This is a genomic window from Gluconobacter roseus (assembly GCF_046058915.1).
GTDB classification, from domain to species: domain Bacteria; phylum Pseudomonadota; class Alphaproteobacteria; order Acetobacterales; family Acetobacteraceae; genus Gluconobacter; species Gluconobacter roseus_A.
Window position 1 is genome coordinate 1,752,685 of record NZ_CP175538.1, and the last position, 14,202, is coordinate 1,766,886.

General features: G+C 60.9%; 18 protein-coding genes and 1 tRNA gene. 9 read left to right on the forward strand and 10 right to left on the reverse strand.

Features of this window, described 5'->3' with window-relative positions:
- Nucleotides 1–9 precede the first annotated feature (9 nt).
- The 4 genes from rfbA to ACJ2A4_RS08200 all read left to right on the forward strand — a co-directional run bounded on the left by rfbA (nucleotide 10) and on the right by ACJ2A4_RS08200 (nucleotide 3,480).
- A complete protein-coding gene (rfbA, locus tag ACJ2A4_RS08185; protein ID WP_408874135.1) occupies nucleotides 10–876 on the forward strand; it encodes a glucose-1-phosphate thymidylyltransferase RfbA in 867 nt (288 codons plus the stop codon).
- Between the two features lie 88 nt (nucleotides 877–964).
- On the forward strand, nucleotides 965–1,528 hold the full coding sequence (gene rfbC, locus ACJ2A4_RS08190) for a dTDP-4-dehydrorhamnose 3,5-epimerase (RefSeq protein WP_194259402.1): 564 nt from the start codon (nucleotides 965–967) through the stop codon (nucleotides 1,526–1,528).
- A 2-nt stretch (nucleotides 1,529–1,530) separates the two neighbouring features.
- Nucleotides 1,531–2,430 carry a dTDP-4-dehydrorhamnose reductase gene (gene rfbD / locus ACJ2A4_RS08195; RefSeq protein WP_408872445.1) on the forward strand — a complete coding sequence of 300 codons (900 nt, stop codon included), beginning with the start codon at nucleotides 1,531–1,533 and terminating at the stop codon, nucleotides 2,428–2,430.
- Between the two features lie 111 nt (nucleotides 2,431–2,541).
- Nucleotides 2,542–3,480, forward strand: a complete 939-nt coding sequence (locus ACJ2A4_RS08200; RefSeq protein ID WP_408872446.1) for a glycosyltransferase — start codon at nucleotides 2,542–2,544, stop codon at nucleotides 3,478–3,480.
- On the opposite strand, the gene ACJ2A4_RS08205 is transcribed toward ACJ2A4_RS08200, so the two are convergent.
- A complete protein-coding gene (locus ACJ2A4_RS08205; RefSeq protein WP_408872447.1) occupies nucleotides 3,472–3,912 on the reverse strand; it encodes an HIT family protein in 441 nt (146 codons plus the stop codon). The genes ACJ2A4_RS08200 and ACJ2A4_RS08205 overlap by 9 nt on opposite strands.
- Before the next feature lie 34 nt (nucleotides 3,913–3,946).
- The gene (locus ACJ2A4_RS08210) at nucleotides 3,947–5,431 is read right to left on the reverse strand and encodes a sugar porter family MFS transporter (protein WP_408872448.1); all 1,485 of its coding nucleotides are present in this window, start codon (nucleotides 5,429–5,431) and stop codon (nucleotides 3,947–3,949) included.
- Between the two features lie 120 nt (nucleotides 5,432–5,551).
- Here ACJ2A4_RS08210 and ACJ2A4_RS08215 point away from each other — a divergent pair, with 120 nt between their 5' ends.
- A complete protein-coding gene (locus ACJ2A4_RS08215; protein WP_408872449.1) occupies nucleotides 5,552–5,680 on the forward strand; it encodes a hypothetical protein in 129 nt (42 codons plus the stop codon).
- Here ACJ2A4_RS08215 and ACJ2A4_RS08220 read toward each other — a convergent pair.
- From ACJ2A4_RS08220 to ACJ2A4_RS08235, 4 genes are all read right to left on the reverse strand, one after another.
- Entirely contained in the window at nucleotides 5,667–6,473 is an 807-nt protein-coding gene (locus ACJ2A4_RS08220; protein ID WP_408872450.1) for a metal ABC transporter permease, read from the reverse strand. The two genes, ACJ2A4_RS08215 and ACJ2A4_RS08220, sit on opposite strands and share 14 nt — an antisense overlap.
- Entirely contained in the window at nucleotides 6,460–7,149 is a 690-nt protein-coding gene (locus ACJ2A4_RS08225; RefSeq protein WP_408872451.1) for an ATP-binding cassette domain-containing protein, read from the reverse strand. The genes ACJ2A4_RS08220 and ACJ2A4_RS08225 overlap by 14 nt, the downstream gene beginning before the upstream one ends.
- Entirely contained in the window at nucleotides 7,136–8,023 is an 888-nt protein-coding gene (locus ACJ2A4_RS08230) for a metal ABC transporter solute-binding protein, Zn/Mn family (RefSeq protein WP_408872452.1), read from the reverse strand. Before ACJ2A4_RS08230 ends, ACJ2A4_RS08225 begins: the two co-directional genes overlap by 14 nt.
- Before the next feature lie 72 nt (nucleotides 8,024–8,095).
- Nucleotides 8,096–8,503 (reverse strand): lytic transglycosylase domain-containing protein, encoded by a 408-nt coding sequence (locus ACJ2A4_RS08235; RefSeq protein ID WP_408872453.1) that lies wholly within the window; start codon nucleotides 8,501–8,503, stop codon nucleotides 8,096–8,098.
- 101 nt (nucleotides 8,504–8,604) lie between these two features.
- On the opposite strand from ACJ2A4_RS08235, the gene ACJ2A4_RS08240 reads away from it, so the two are divergent.
- Nucleotides 8,605–9,087, forward strand: a complete 483-nt coding sequence (locus tag ACJ2A4_RS08240) for an aminoacyl-tRNA deacylase (protein WP_408872454.1) — start codon at nucleotides 8,605–8,607, stop codon at nucleotides 9,085–9,087.
- Here the strand turns inward: ACJ2A4_RS08240 and galE are convergent.
- The 4 genes from galE to ACJ2A4_RS08260 form a co-directional block, all read right to left on the reverse strand.
- A complete protein-coding gene (gene galE / locus ACJ2A4_RS08245) occupies nucleotides 9,084–10,073 on the reverse strand; it encodes a UDP-glucose 4-epimerase GalE (protein ID WP_408872455.1) in 990 nt (329 codons plus the stop codon). The two genes, ACJ2A4_RS08240 and galE, sit on opposite strands and share 4 nt — an antisense overlap.
- Before the next feature lie 78 nt (nucleotides 10,074–10,151).
- Nucleotides 10,152–10,589, reverse strand: a complete 438-nt coding sequence (locus ACJ2A4_RS08250) for a DUF2501 domain-containing protein (protein WP_408872456.1) — start codon at nucleotides 10,587–10,589, stop codon at nucleotides 10,152–10,154.
- A gap of 195 nt (nucleotides 10,590–10,784) precedes the next feature.
- A tRNA-Ala gene (locus ACJ2A4_RS08255) sits at nucleotides 10,785–10,860 on the reverse strand.
- A 90-nt stretch (nucleotides 10,861–10,950) separates the two neighbouring features.
- Complete coding sequence (locus ACJ2A4_RS08260; RefSeq protein ID WP_408872457.1) at nucleotides 10,951–11,562, reverse strand: Maf family protein; 612 nt, start codon at nucleotides 11,560–11,562, stop codon at nucleotides 10,951–10,953.
- A 354-nt stretch (nucleotides 11,563–11,916) separates the two neighbouring features.
- Here ACJ2A4_RS08260 and hemE point away from each other — a divergent pair, with 354 nt between their 5' ends.
- From hemE to hemJ, 3 genes are read left to right on the forward strand one after another with little or no spacing between them, the layout of a single operon-like run.
- Nucleotides 11,917–12,978: a uroporphyrinogen decarboxylase gene (gene hemE / locus ACJ2A4_RS08265; RefSeq protein ID WP_408872458.1), complete on the forward strand. Its 1,062-nt coding sequence runs from the start codon at nucleotides 11,917–11,919 to the stop codon at nucleotides 12,976–12,978.
- Nucleotides 12,979–12,986: 8 nt separating this feature from the next.
- Nucleotides 12,987–13,691, forward strand: a complete 705-nt coding sequence (locus ACJ2A4_RS08270) for an HAD family hydrolase (RefSeq protein ID WP_408872459.1) — start codon at nucleotides 12,987–12,989, stop codon at nucleotides 13,689–13,691.
- On the forward strand, nucleotides 13,688–14,134 hold the full coding sequence (hemJ, locus tag ACJ2A4_RS08275; protein ID WP_408872460.1) for a protoporphyrinogen oxidase HemJ: 447 nt from the start codon (nucleotides 13,688–13,690) through the stop codon (nucleotides 14,132–14,134). The genes ACJ2A4_RS08270 and hemJ overlap by 4 nt, the downstream gene beginning before the upstream one ends.
- The last annotated feature ends 68 nt before the right edge of the window (nucleotides 14,135–14,202 follow it).

The window sequence follows — 14,202 nt, forward strand, 5'->3', positions numbered from 1 at the left end:
ACACAGTCCATGAAGGGCATCATTCTCGCCGGCGGTTCAGGCACGCGCCTGTATCCAATGACGCTCGCAGCCTCCAAGCAACTGCTGCCGGTCTATGACAAGCCGATGATCTACTATCCGCTTTCCACGCTGATGCTGGCGGGAATCCGGGACATCATGATCATCACCACCCCGCATGACATGCCCCAGTTCCAGCGCCTGCTGGGTGACGGCTCGCAGTTCGGCGTGAAATTCGAATACCGCATCCAGCCGTCACCGGACGGTCTGGCACAGGCGTTCCTGATCGCCGAAGACTGGATCCAGGGTGCTCCCTGTGCCCTGGCGCTGGGCGACAACCTGATCTTCTCCGAACATCTTGGCGTTCTTCTGCGTGCCGCGTCGAACCGTCCGCAGGGCGCCACGGTTTTCGCCTATCAGGTCCGCGATCCCGAGCGTTACGGCGTGGTCTCCTTCGATGAGAGCGGCCGGGCCCTTAAGGTCGAGGAAAAGCCGACCCATCCGGAATCCCACTGGGCCATCACAGGTCTGTATTTCTATGACAGCCGCGTCGTCGAGTTCGCCAAGAAAGTGAAGCCCAGCCTCCGCGGAGAGCTGGAAATCACCGACCTCAACCGCATGTATCTCGAAGAAGGCACCCTTCAGGTGGACCGTCTGGGCCGTGGCTGCGCCTGGCTCGATGCAGGCATGCCCGACAGCCTGATGCAGGCCGGAACCTTCGTCCAGACCATCCAGTCCCGTCAGGGCATGCTGGTCGGTTCTCCCGCCGAAGTGGCGTTCCGCAACAAATTCATCACGGCCGACCAGCTTCGTGAACACGCGAAGAAAATGGGCAAGACCGAACTGGGCCGCCTGCTTCTGGAACTGGCTAACAGCTGATTTCTTTCCCGACGGTTCCGGTTTTCTGCATCCCGCTGCTACCGGAACCGTTTTTTCATAACATCTTTTCACAGCAGGAATTCAGAGCATGAAGGTCGAACGTCTTTCCATTCCAGAGGTCATTCTCGTCACGCCTCCCCGTTTTGGTGACAATCGCGGCTTCTTCTCCGAAACCTACAATGTGGAGCGCATGGGCGAAGCCGGCATCGACCTGCCCTTCGTTCAGGACAACCAGAGCCTGTCACGCCAGAAAGGCGTTGTCCGTGGCCTGCACTGCCAGCTCGCACCCTACGAACAGGGCAAGCTCGTCCGCGTCACCCGTGGCGCCATCTGGGACGTGGCTGTCGATGCCCGCACCGGCTCGCCAACCTATGGCAAGTGGTGCGCCGCTGAACTCTCCGCCGAAAACTGGTCCCAGCTCTGGATTCCGCCCGGCTTCCTGCATGGCTTTGTCACGCTCGAAGAGAACACCGAAGTGCAGTACAAATGCACCTCGCTCTACAGCAAGGTCTCCGAACGCGCAGTCATCTGGAACTGCCCCGAACTGAAGATCGACTGGCCCGTTTCCGAAGCTGACGCCGTCCTGTCCGACAAGGATCTGGTCGCGCCGCATTTCTCGGAAGCCAAGGGCTGGTTCCAGTACGAAAAGTGAGCATGACGATGTCCAGCAGCACAGGCTCCATTCTCGTCACGGGCGGCAACGGCCAGCTCGCAACGTCCCTTCAGAACCTCGGAACCGAGCGGATCATCCGCGTCGGACGTCCGGAGTTCGATTTCGACCGCCCGGAAACGATTGCCGCCACGGTCGAAAAATATAAGCCTTCAGTCATCGTGAACGCGGCCGCATGGACGGCTGTCGATCTGGCCGAAACGGAAAAAGATGGCGCCGAACGCGCCAACAATTCCGGTCCGGCAGCGCTGGCCGCAGCCTGCGCCAAGGCAGACATCCCGTTCATTCATGTCTCGACGGACTATGTTTTCTCCGGTGACAAGGGCATGCCCTACACCGAAGAGGACGCCACCTCTCCCGAGACGGTCTATGGCAGCACCAAGGCCGAAGGCGAACAGGCCGTCCTGACCGCCAACATCAAGAGCATCATCCTGCGCACGTCCTGGGTCTATTCGGCCCACGGCAAGAACTTCGTGCGCACGATGATCAATGCGGGTGCCAAGAACCCCGTGCTCAAGGTCGTGGGCGACCAGAAAGGCAATCCGACCAGCTCGGACGATCTGGCCGAAGCCATTCTCGCCATCATCGCCCTGATCGAGCGTGACGGCTGGAAGCCGGAATATCGTGGCATTTTCCACGCCAGCGGAACAGGTGAGACCACATGGCATGGCCTGGCCGTCGCTGCGCTGGAAGAAGCCGCAAAGCATGGCCAGACCATGCCGCAGGTCAACGCCATCCGCACCGAGGACTGGCCCACGCCGGCCAAACGTCCGCAGGACTCCCGGATGGACAATTCAAAGCTCCATCGCATTTTTGGCGTAAAGATGCCAGACTGGCGCCACAGCGTGACACGCATCGTTCACAAGCTGTTTTCCGAAGCCTGATCAGTCGGCTGCCTTTCCCCGGCGGAGGGGCGGCCGTCTGTCACCATCTTTACCGTTGCGTCCGAATGATCCCCTTTCCCCTCTTTCGGCCTCAAGCCCGGGTGCCGAAACATGACACAGAAAAGGGCCGAATCTTCCCGCCAGATCGCCATTCTCCTGTCGCTGTATAATGGCGAAACCTATCTGGACGCACAGCTTGCCAGTATCCTGGCCCAGACCCATCCGGACTGGATCCTCTACTGGCGTGATGATGCTTCAAGCGATTCTTCGCCTGAGAAAATGCGCATCTTTGCCGCTGGTCCCGGACAGGGACGCTGCGTCGAGATCACCACCCGTCACGAACGGCTGGGCGTAGCAGGTTCCTATGCCCATCTTCTTGATGCCATCCCCGCCATGCCTTACGTAGCCTTCGCCGATCAGGATGACATCTGGGAACCGCAGAAACTGGAATGGGCCCTCGATGCCATCAGCCGGCGCCCGGCTGAAAGGCCGACCCTGTATTGCGCCAGACAATATCTGACGAACGCGGATTTCACAGTCTGCCAGGAATCCGCTCCCCTGCGCCGCAGACCCGATTTTCCGGCCTCCCTGACGCAGAATATCGCAACGGGGCACACCGTTCTTCTGAACGCCGCAACACACAGGCTGATGCGGAACAACCCGCCGCCGCCTTCAGTCCTGCATGACTGGTGGGCCTATCTCCTGACAGCCGCGGCCGAAGGAGACATCATTTTCGACAATCGCTGCGTCAGTTACTACCGACAGCACGCCCATAACACGGTCGGCGCAACCGGTTCGTTCATCAGACGCGCCTGGGCTGCCTGCCGCCGTGGCCCCAAAGTCTTCATGACCATTTTCCGCTCCAACGTGACCCATCTTCTGAGCCAGCCGGAGAACCTGTCCCCGCAGGCCCTGCGTCTCCTGAAGGACATTGCCGCAGCCCGGACATTTCCCGCCCGCCTGTGCACGCTTTTCAGATACCGCAGGCTCAGGCGCCAGCGGTTCTCCGAAAGCACAGTCTTCCGGCTCTGGTATCTGTTTTCACGCTAGTTTCAGGAACCGCCGCATGGCCTCCATGAACGGTCCGTCCTGCTCCGGACTGAATGGCCGAGCAGCGTCGTAATCATAGACCGTTCCCGCCGGGCGCGTGGCTTTCTCCGCATCTTCGGAGGCATAGCGCGGGACAATGTGAGTGTGCAGGGATGGTGCCAGATTGCACCATGTTTCGTAATTGATCCGCACCGCATCGGTCACGGCCAGCAGCGCATCCCCTACCGCTGCCATATCCGCCAGATACTGCGCACGGGCCTCACCCTGAAGATCATTGATTGTCGGCACAACCGGATCGGCCAGAAGCTGGCAGTATCCCGGCAGAGGCTGCGTCTGACCGATCACCAGCCAGCCCGATTTCATACGCCCGATAACAGAAGGGTTGCTGCCACATCGTGCGGCAGCAACCCTCTGAGCGATAACATCCGTCATGGTCAGTCCCCTTCTGCGTGAAGGAGAAAGCGTATCATGCAGCGGCTTCGGCGTCCTCATCATCGCTCTGCACGATCCGGGTATTCCCCGGCGTGGGACGGAAACGCTTCTCGATCAGTGCTTCTTCAATGTCTTCAAGCGACGCACCGGCAGTTTCCGGCACGAAGAAGAACACGAAGATCACGGATGCCAGATTGACGAACGCATAGAACCACATCGTCCAGCTCAGCCCGATGGCTTCAGCCATGCTCAGCGCCGTGCTGGTCACCAGCAGATCGGCCCCCCACAGCGTCGCGGCATGCAGCGAGGTCGCCTGCCCACGCATCGAGAGCGGGAACATCTCGGCGCCCAGCAGCCAGCCACAAACCTGGATACCGCCGGAATTGAACATCATGAACAGCAGCAGGAACGCGACAATCATGTAAGCGCCCACACTTCCCGGTGCCGGATGGCTCATGAACATCACGCCAAGCCCGATTAGTGACAGAGCCGCACCCGGTCCCATGATCAGCATCAGGCGACGACGGCCGATCCGGTCCACGAACATGCAGCCCAGGAACGTCATGATGCAGTAGATCACGGCCACACCCAGCGATGCCAGAAGGGCCGAGGACGTGCCAAACCCGGCATCATTCAGGAAGGTCGGCGTATAGTAGATCATCATTTCCAGACCGCCACATTGCGTAAAGAACGCAACGCCAAGAGCGGCCACGAGTGCGGGGCGCACCCAGGGCTGGAACAGACCGCGCCAGCCACGGTTCTTCGGGTCGATCCCTTCCGCATTCTCGCGGATGGTCTGCACCTCGCGGCGGATGGTCCGCTTGGTCGTCCGGATCCGGCCAAGCTGGATGATGGCACTCTTCATGCCCTCATTCTCAGCCGCCCAGCGCGGGCTCTTGGGCATGAAGAACATGGAGACGAACACGATGGCGGCCGGAATGGCGGCAATGCCCACCATCGGACGCCAGCCCCAGTTAACACGCTCGGTAAAGCCGATGATGTTGGCAATCAGGATGCCCAGACCGATGGCGACATTGAACATCGTGACCAGCGTGCCACGACGCTCCTGCGGCGCCAGTTCGGAAATATACATCGGCACGACCTGCGTCGAACCACCCACGGCCAGACCCAGCACGAAACGCGCAGCAATCAGGCTCCAGACATCCGGCGCCAGAGAACAGGTCGTGGCCCCGATCACGAACAGACCACTCACCATGCAGGTGGTGTTCCGGCGTCCGAATTTCTCCGAAAGCCCTCCGGCCGCAAATGCCCCGAAGATGGCGCCGAGCAGAATGGCGGATGCAACCCATTCCTTCATGGTGGCACCCAGGCGGAAATCATCCCCGATCAGCGGCAGCGTTCCGGAGATGATGCCCGTATCATAGCCATACAGGCCACCGCAGATCGCAGCGACAACTGCCGCCAGAATCAGCATCAGCTTTGCGTTGGGGGAAACTTCGATGGACGCGGGATCAATATGCTCCCGTCCGGTTTGGACTGTTTTCGTATCGTTTTCCATAGAAACATAACATATCACAAAATGAATGGTTTTTTCAGGCCAAGCAGAAAACCAACAGAAATTCTGTGTGAAATACCATCAGGATTGACTATTCTGTCACAAGCCCGTCAGGATACGATCATGCAAACACCCGATACCACCAAAGATGTCCCGGTCATTGGCGTAAAAACGCTGATCATCATGCATGTAATGCTCGTCGCATTCATGCTGCTGATTCACTTCAAGGTGTCTGGTCTCAACGACTTCTGAACCGCTGCCACAAATCGGCCAGCGCGTAGGACAGGGCGGCCCCAAGCCCGATCCAGAAGGGAACAGGCGCGTCTGTCACCCAGGACAGCATCAACCCGCCCCATGACAGACCCAGTGCCAGTCCGACGGAAAGCGTAATCCCGGCCAGCGGTCCCAAACCGAGCTTCAGAGCCGTCGCAGCCGGCCCGATCATCAGACTGAACGCCAGAAGCGCCCCGGCCACTTCCGCACACGCCGCGCAGGCCAGCGCCGCTACGGCCATGAACACGACCGAAACCAGCCGCGCCGGCACACCCCGCGCCCGTGCCACTTCCGGCGCCAGACTGGAAAACAGCAGCCGACGCCCCAGAAACGCCAGCAACCCCAGACACAGCACCGCGACGCCACACAGTGCCTCCAGTGTCGGCACGTCGATCCCCAGCACATCGCCGAACAGCAGCGTGGTCGCCAGACTGGAACCCCGGTTGCTCATATGCAGGAACCAGGCGCCAAGCCCGAGACTGGCCGCCAAGACAAGCCCGATCGTGCTGTCCCGCTGAGCCGGAATGCCGCGCTCCCCTTCCCTCTCGGCCCCGATGGCAAACCCGGCCATCAGACTGAACACCACCATCCCCGACAGTGGCGGAAAGCCAAGCCAGACCGCCCCAGCCGCACCGCTGAACCCGATATGGGACAGCGCATGGGCAGCAAATGCCTGACGCCGCAGCATCAGGAACCAGCCGACCGTCCCCGCCAGAACCGAGACGACCGCCGCGCCCACGAAGGCATGGCGCATGAAATCAAACTCGAACATGCAGCTCCCCGTCCGCAAGCTGCACAACCCGCGTGACGACACCCGCCAGCGCCTCGGTTTCATGGGACGTCAGGACAATCCCGATCCCCAGACGCTCCGTCAGATCCTCCAGCAGACGCACTGTCTGCTCCTGCCCCGCATGATCGAGCGCCGCCAGAGGCTCATCCAGCAGCAGCAGATCCGGATTTCCCGCCAGAGCCTGCGCCAGCCCCACCCGCTGTCGTTCCCCGCCGGACAGCAGTCCCAGCGGACGATGTGCAAACACCGATGCCCCGGTCAGCGCCAGAAGCCGGTCCGCCTCTTCCCGCCGTGGCCGCAAACGCAGCGGCAACCCCCAGCGCAGCCCGTCCACCGCCGCGCGAACATGACTGACCGCCGGAAGCAGCAGGGCCGCATCCGTCACACTCTGCGGCATGTAACCGATATGCTGTCGCGCCTGCGCCGGTGGCAGACCATGGGTGAGGATCTCACCACCCTGAAGCGGCACCAGCCCCAGCATCGCCCGAAGCAGCGTGGACTTCCCGGCTCCATTCCGTCCGGACAGAAGCGTCATCCCCGAAAGCGGCACCGTTAGGGATGCATCCCGCAACACGCAGGTCGATCCCGCCGTCAGCGTCACATTCCGCAGGACGAGCCCGCGCTCCGGCTGACAGCAGACTCTTTCAGTGTCCACCATCACCCAGCGCCTGCCCGACCGTCTGAAGAATCCCGTAAACCCAGCCCTGCCAGGACTGACCGGGTGGCAACGTCTCGCCAATCGCCACAATCGGCAGGCCGGCCGTATGCGCCCGATCCACCAGCCGGTCAATCTGCGGAGAATGAATGGCCGGATTGGTAATCAGCATCCGCACCTTTCGTCCATCGATCATGGTATCGACCTGCGCCACATCCCGTGGCGACGGTTCCGCATGGTTCATGATCGCCAGCGCAAAGTTTTCGTCCACGACATCCAGCCCTGCATCCCGAAGCAGCGTCTCGCCCACCGGCTCCACCGCCGCCACGGGCACGGCTTCATGCTGTGCTTTCATCGCGGCCAGACGGGCTTTCACACCGTCAAGTTCCTTTAGGAACGCCTCCAGCCGCCCAGCCACGTCGGAAGCCGAAATCCCCGGCTGATGCGACAGCATGTTGGCAAAGACATGCGCGACTTTTCCAACCGCCTCGGGATCGAGAAAAAGATGCGGATTATCGCCGGGCTGCCATCCGGCAACCCCCGCCACCACGATCTTTCCAGGCGCAGATGCCGCAAATGGCAGCGCCCAGTCGTCATAGGTCGCCCCGTTCACCACCGCGATGGTCGCCCTCGCCATGGCCCGCGCCATTGAAGGCGAGGGCGTCAGATCATGCGGATCAATGCCCGGTGTGGCGAGAAGCGCCTGCGTCTGCACATCCGCCCCGCCGATCTGCGCCGCCACATTACACCAGGCCGCTTCCGCACAGACCACGCGCACCGGTGTTTGGGAAGGCTCGGCCTGAGCGACATCAGAAATGCCCAGAATACTGCCCAGACTCAGGCCAGCCAGCAGAAAAGCCGGGAAAGAACGCATCATTTTCCTCGGGGAAGGGATCTAAGGCTCAGGCGTTATAAAGTAACACATACCACCTGACCACCCTGCCCGATGTCATCCTCGACGCAGATAAAGCGCAGCGGCCGCCGCCACGACCTTGCGCTGGTAATCCAGATTGAGCGGCAGGGTCCGGGAATGATAATCCCCGATCGCCTTCATCAGATTCCCCCGCTCGTCATCTAGTGCCCTGCGCAGGATCATGGCCGCCGCCGCCACGTTGAAACACGGATCAAGCGCCAGTCGCGTCGCAACCTGCGACGCCGGCTGATGGATCATAGAGGCAATCGGCAGGATCCAGCGCGAGTTGATCTGCATGAGCCCGATATCAACCGATCCGTTCGTATTCGTGCTGACATGACCCATCACGCCGCCTTCGACCCGCTGGATCGCAGGCAGAATGCGCGGTGGCAACCGGTAATGCAGGGCCGAAGCCAGCATGCAGGCCAGCACGCTAGCAGCCATGGTTACGGATGGAGCGCTGTTGAATCATGAGTGCAACCCTAGCATCAGCCGCCCCCGCCTGCCATCCTGAACACCTCGTGATGACTGTAAAGGACATGAGGATGAGTGTTCCGGATACTTCCGCAACCCTGACGCTGGATGCCCTCGGCATCTCCTATGAGCGCCATGTCTATGATTACGATCCCTCGGCCGGAAAACTTGGCGTGGCTGCCGCGGCCGCGCTGGGCCTGTCGCCGGATCATGTCCTCAAGACCCTGATGGTGCAGATCGACGGACGCCCCGCCTGCGTGGTGCTGCCCGCAGACCGCGAGCTGGATTTCGCCCGCGTGGCGCAGGCCTTTGGAGGCCGCAAAGCCAAGATGCTTTCCCGCCCCGACGCCGAACAGCGCACGGGCTATCGTATCGGCGGCGTCAGCCCTTTCGGCCAACGCAGCACAGTCCCCACTGCTTTTGAGCAGTGCGGTATGGACGGCCCACCCGTCGTCATCAATGGCGGAAGTCAGGGCCTCCTGATCGAACTTTCGCCCCAGGATGCCCTGACCGCCACGAACGGGATCGTGGCCGATCTGGTCAAGCCGCTTTAGGCCGCGCCATATCCGTTCGGATGGTCCATGCGCCAGCGCAGGGCCGTCTCGACGATATCATCCAACTGGCTGAAACGCGGGTCCCACCCCGTTTCCCGGCGGATCTCCGTGGAATCCGCCACCAGAACAGCCGGATCACCCCCACGCCGTGGCGCCCATTCCCAAGGCACCTTCCGGCCACTGACGCGCTCGACGCTCTGGACCACTTCCAGATTGGTAAAGCCCAAGCCATTGCCCAGATTATAGGTCACCGACCGTTCATCGAGCTGGCTCATGGCGCGGATATGCGCATCGGCAAGATCGCTCACATGGATATAATCGCGCACACAGGTGCCATCGCGCGTCGGATAATCATTCCCGAACAGCTTCAGCCCGGCGCGGCGCCCCAGAGCCGCGTCGATCGTCAGCGGAATCAAATGCGTCTCGGGCCGGTGATCCTCGCCCAGACGTCCCTTTGCATCCGCCCCCGCCGCATTGAAATAGCGCAGACATGCGCTCGTCATGCCGCAGATCCGATCAGCCCAGACCAGTGCACGCTCGATCAGATATTTACTCTCGCCGTAAGGTGATCCCGGATCAACAGGCGCATCCGCCGCAATCAGCGGTGGCCAGTCATCCCCGCCAAACAGCGCCGCCGTCGAGGAAAAGACAAAGCGCTTCACACCATGTCGCGTGCAGGCCTCGATCAGGTTCAGCGCCGTGATGTAATTGCGCCGCAGATAGAGAAACGGCTGGCTCATGCTTTCGCCGACAAGCGACAGCGCGGCAAAGTGCAGAACCGCATCCCACTGCCCCGATGCCACCGCCCGGTCCGTCGCGTCCGCATCTGCCAGATCGACCTGCAGGAACTGCGCGCCCTGCGGGACAGCCGCCCGATGGCCCGTGCTCAGATTGTCCAGAACGACAACGTCATGCCCGGCATCAACCAGAGCCTGTGCCAGATGACTGCCGACAAATCCGGCCCCACCCGTAACGAGATACTTCACTGATTTAATAGTCCTTTTTTAAAAGGGGATCCAGCCCACCACGACCGAACCGCGACAGGCCGGATAATCACCCTGAAATCAAAGCAGATTCTGCGCGCGGTTCAGGATCATGCTGCAGACCTTCTGCTTCATCTGCCCCTTGAGGCTCGACAGCGAAAGCGGATTGGTGCCTCCCGTCAGAAGCTGGCCCTGCTGGCCGGCCTTGTAATCGCTGGAAGACGTCACGTCCTGCTTGCCCGTCAGGCTGCTCAGGGCTGACGTCGCACTGCTGCCGCTCAGATAGTTGTTCTGCACACAATAGCTCAGAACACCCGCCACATTACCCGTGCTTGCGGAAGACACATTCGGCAGCATGCTGCCCATCATGCCGGTGCCACCGGTCATGTTACTCATGCCCGACATGCCGCTCATGGCATTGCCCGCACCGCCAACGCCAGGGATGGACTGGGCATGAGCCGAGGAAACAACAAGGCCAGCTGCTGCAAGAACTGCAAATACACCGTGTGAATAACGCACTGTATTTCTCCTTCAGAGAACGTTCAGGGCAGCATCTGTCAGAAGTTGGAAACCGTCGCTGCCAAAGTCACGCTAACATAGCTGGCCCGAAGGTCCACCCTGGCCCAGTTGCGGAACAGCACGCAGACAGGACAAAGCACCGACCCTACAACAGAGCCTGAACGGAGCATTTCGATTTTTCGGAGAAAGGGAAACTGGTGGAGCCAATCGGGATCGAACCGACGACCTCCTGAATGCCATTCAGGCGCTCTCCCAACTGAGCTATGGCCCCACATGTTTCAAGCGGCCCCTTTGGGACGGGGCCGGATGAGGGCGGTATATCGTCATGATTTCGCCCTGACAAGCCTGAAAAACAGATTTTTTAGGCCGCAAGGACCTTCAGTTCCCGCAGTTCCTCCAGCAGCGGCAACAGCGGCAGACCCATCACGGCATCCTGCGCGCCCTCGACAGCCGAAAAAAGCTGTATCCCCGGGCCTTCAAGCCGATACGCCCCCACACAGGACAGGATCGCCGAGCCTTCCCGCTCCAGATAGGCCTTCAGAAAGTCGTCAGAGAAATCCCGCATCGTCAGCCGCGGCGACGCCAGATGCTCCCAGGCTTTCTCGCCCCCCTTATAGAGAACGACAGCCGTGCGCAGGACATGAGTCCGCCCCCGCAGCCGGCGCAGATGCTCCGCCGCCTCCGCCACAGAGTCCGGCTTGGCAAACGCCACCCCGTCCAGATCGAGGATCTGGTCCGCCGCCACCGTCAGCTCATCAAAGTCCACATCCCGCGTCGCGAGATTGGCTTTTGCGTCCGCCAGCGCGATCGCCGTTTGGGACAGCGTGTGCCCCTGCTCTTCGCAGGATCGCCGTAGCGCCTCCTCGTCGAGATCGACGGGTCGGACCTGCACGGCCAGCCCCGCATTTTCGAGAAGCATCCGCCGAGCCGAAGAGCCGCTGGCAAGAATGAGGGAAGTACTGAAAGACATCATGAAGTACGACTCCGTACTATCGACTGTTGGAACAGGGACGAGTACTGCGGATCACCCGGTGAAGAGATTGCGTCAGTACCTGGGGTACATGGGGATAGTACCTGCCCTTGCGAAAGGAGTACCCAGTACCGTGGATTGTACGGTACACCAGCCGGAACTGGGGGTTGTACACAGGCTCTCTGTGGGCAATTCGGGATTGAATCAACGACTCCCTTGCAGACTGCGGCTTCCGGAGTTGTACACAGTGTGAGTAAGACGGGGTACATTTTCAGAAAGCCGGGTACCCCGGTATCCACAGGGATCATCTTAACCTCCAGCATTTCTTTCTTTTTTCTTTTATGATTAGTGGGCGGCATGATTTCGGAAAACGCACCTTCCTCACCCTCGTCGAAACCGCTTCTGCGGGCCCTCCGTGGTGAAGCCGTCTGGCCCCCTCCGGTGTGGCTCATGCGTCAGGCAGGCCGCTATCTCCCGGAATTCCGCGCCATGCGGGACAAGGCCGACTTCCTGACCCGGTGCATGACCCCGGACATGGCCACCGAGCTGACGATCCAGCCGATCCGCCGCTACGGCATGGACGGAGCCATCCTGTTTTCCGACATCCTGATCCTGCCCTGGGCCATGGGTCAGTCCCTTGAATTCATTGACGGACGCGGTCCCGTGCTCGGTGCCATCCGCTCCGAAGCCGACCTCGCCAGACTGGACCCGAAACGCGTACAGGACGCCGTTGCACCAGTGCGCGAGACCTTGTCCCGCCTCACAAAAGAGCTTCCGGACGTCACGACACTTCTGGGCTTCGCAGGCAGCCCGTTCACAGTGTCATGCTACATGGTCGAGGGCGGCGGATCGCGGGATTTCGCCGAAACCCGGCGCATGATGCAGACCAACCCGGCCCTGTTCGATCGCCTGATCGACATCCTGACTTCGAGTACCGCCGAGATGCTCTGTGGTCAGATCGAAGCCGGCGCGGAAGCCGTGATGCTGTTCGATTCCTGGGCCGGAATCCTGCCGCCTTCCGCGTTCCGTCGCTACGTGATCGAGCCGACGCGCCAGATCGTCGAGTACATCCGCGCCCGGCATCCCAAGACCCCGATCATCGGTTTTCCGCGGCTTGGTGGCATCATGGTCCGCGAATATGCGCAGAAAACCGGCGTCAACACGCTCGCTCTCGATACCGTCGCCGATCCGGCCCAGATCTCCGAACTGGTTTCCAAGGTCACGCCGGGCCTGACGCTTCAGGGCAATATGGATCCGATGATCTTGTTCTCCGGCGGTGAGAAAATGATCCGCGAAGCCCAGGCCATCCGGGACGCGATGCGCGGAAAACCGCATGTTTTCAACCTCGGACACGGCGTCATGCAGCATACGCCGCCCGAGAACGTGGCAGCCCTCGTCGAAGCGGTACGCGCGGTATGATGGGCGGTATGACAACCGCCCTCGATCCGGCCGGCCATCTGAAACTGGTCATTTTCGACTGTGACGGCGTTCTCGTGGACAGCGAGGGCCCGTCCTGCCGTGCCACGGCGGAATTTGCCCGTTCCAAGGGGCTGTCCATTTCGGACGATGAGGCGCATAAGCGTTTTGCAGGCAAGGCCCTGCCGCAGATCGTGACAGAACTCGAGCATGAACTCGGGCATTCCCTGCCAGAAGAAACGGCATTCAAACTGCGCGAAAATCTCGTACAGATGATGCGAAAAAGCGCAGAACCCGTAAGCGGAGCGCTCGAAATGCTGGCAGGCGTGCGGGCTTTGGGAATGCCGGTTCGCGTCGGTTCCAATTCTTCCGTCCGTGAAATGGAAGCCAAGTTCGAGCGCACCGGAATGTCGCAGTATTTCCCCGAAAACCGCGTCCATTCCGCCAATGACATGGGCTGCCCCAAACCTGCTCCGGACGTCTATTTGTACGCCGCAAAGGCCGAGGGTGTCCTGCCAGAAAACTGTGTCGTCATCGAAGACAGTAATACCGGTGCAGAGGCGGCCTGGAAGGCCGGCATGGCCTGTGTGCTTCTTCGCCCCGAGGATGTGCCCCTGCCCCCGTTCTGGCCCGTCAAAGGCTCCGTCCGCATTACGCATCTGGACGAGCTGGTACCCCTGCTCCGCCGGACGCTGGAAAGCCAGAAACACGCATGACCGACTTTCTCGCGACCTATCAGAGCTGGATCCTGTCCCTGCACATCATGGCGTTCATCGCCTGGATGGCCGGGACGTTCTATCTGCCGCGCCTGTATGTCTATCACTGCCAGGTGGTGCCGGGTTCGGTCGAGAGCGAGCGGTTCAAGGTCATGGAGCGCAAGCTCCTGCGCCAGATCATGACTCCGGCCATGATCGTGACCTTCCTCGCCGGCGGCGCGCTGGCCTCCATTCCCGGTCTGATCGACTGGAACGCCGGCTGGTGGTGGACGAAGCTGATCTGCGTTCTGGGGCTCGCCGGTTTCCACGGCGCCTGCGGGGCTTGGCGTCGCGCCTTCGCCGAAGACCGTAACCAGCACCCCGAAAAGTTCTACCGGATCGCCAATGAGGTCCCCACAATCCTGATGATGGTCATCGTCATCATGATCATCGTCCGCCCCTGAGAAAGATCCCGAATAAAAGTTTTTGGTGAAGCTTTTTCCAAAAAGCTTCAAAGCCAGGAAGCGTCAAG

What these genes read in the sequence shown, in the direction of transcription:
- hemE (WP_408872458.1), top strand. Translation starts at nt 11,917, where the DNA reads ATGATTTCGGAAAACGCACCTTCCTCACCCTCGTCGAAACCGCTTCTG.
- ACJ2A4_RS08235 (WP_408872453.1), bottom strand. Translation starts at nt 8,503, where the DNA reads ATGGCTGCTAGCGTGCTGGCCTGCATGCTGGCTTCGGCCCTGCATTAC.
- ACJ2A4_RS08220 (WP_408872450.1), bottom strand. Translation starts at nt 6,473, where the DNA reads ATGTTCGAGTTTGATTTCATGCGCCATGCCTTCGTGGGCGCGGCGGTC.
- rfbA (WP_408874135.1), top strand. Translation starts at nt 10, where the DNA reads ATGAAGGGCATCATTCTCGCCGGCGGTTCAGGCACGCGCCTGTATCCA.
- rfbC (WP_194259402.1), top strand. Translation starts at nt 965, where the DNA reads ATGAAGGTCGAACGTCTTTCCATTCCAGAGGTCATTCTCGTCACGCCT.
- ACJ2A4_RS08200 (WP_408872446.1), top strand. Translation starts at nt 2,542, where the DNA reads ATGACACAGAAAAGGGCCGAATCTTCCCGCCAGATCGCCATTCTCCTG.
- ACJ2A4_RS08270 (WP_408872459.1), top strand. Translation starts at nt 12,987, where the DNA reads ATGACAACCGCCCTCGATCCGGCCGGCCATCTGAAACTGGTCATTTTC.
- ACJ2A4_RS08230 (WP_408872452.1), bottom strand. Translation starts at nt 8,023, where the DNA reads ATGATGCGTTCTTTCCCGGCTTTTCTGCTGGCTGGCCTGAGTCTGGGC.
- ACJ2A4_RS08260 (WP_408872457.1), bottom strand. Translation starts at nt 11,562, where the DNA reads ATGATGTCTTTCAGTACTTCCCTCATTCTTGCCAGCGGCTCTTCGGCT.
- hemJ (WP_408872460.1), top strand. Translation starts at nt 13,688, where the DNA reads ATGACCGACTTTCTCGCGACCTATCAGAGCTGGATCCTGTCCCTGCAC.
- ACJ2A4_RS08205 (WP_408872447.1), bottom strand. Translation starts at nt 3,912, where the DNA reads ATGACGGATGTTATCGCTCAGAGGGTTGCTGCCGCACGATGTGGCAGC.
- ACJ2A4_RS08215 (WP_408872449.1), top strand. Translation starts at nt 5,552, where the DNA reads ATGCAAACACCCGATACCACCAAAGATGTCCCGGTCATTGGCGTAAAA.
- ACJ2A4_RS08225 (WP_408872451.1), bottom strand. Translation starts at nt 7,149, where the DNA reads ATGGTGGACACTGAAAGAGTCTGCTGTCAGCCGGAGCGCGGGCTCGTC.
- ACJ2A4_RS08210 (WP_408872448.1), bottom strand. Translation starts at nt 5,431, where the DNA reads ATGGAAAACGATACGAAAACAGTCCAAACCGGACGGGAGCATATTGAT.
- ACJ2A4_RS08240 (WP_408872454.1), top strand. Translation starts at nt 8,605, where the DNA reads ATGAGTGTTCCGGATACTTCCGCAACCCTGACGCTGGATGCCCTCGGC.
- rfbD (WP_408872445.1), top strand. Translation starts at nt 1,531, where the DNA reads ATGACGATGTCCAGCAGCACAGGCTCCATTCTCGTCACGGGCGGCAAC.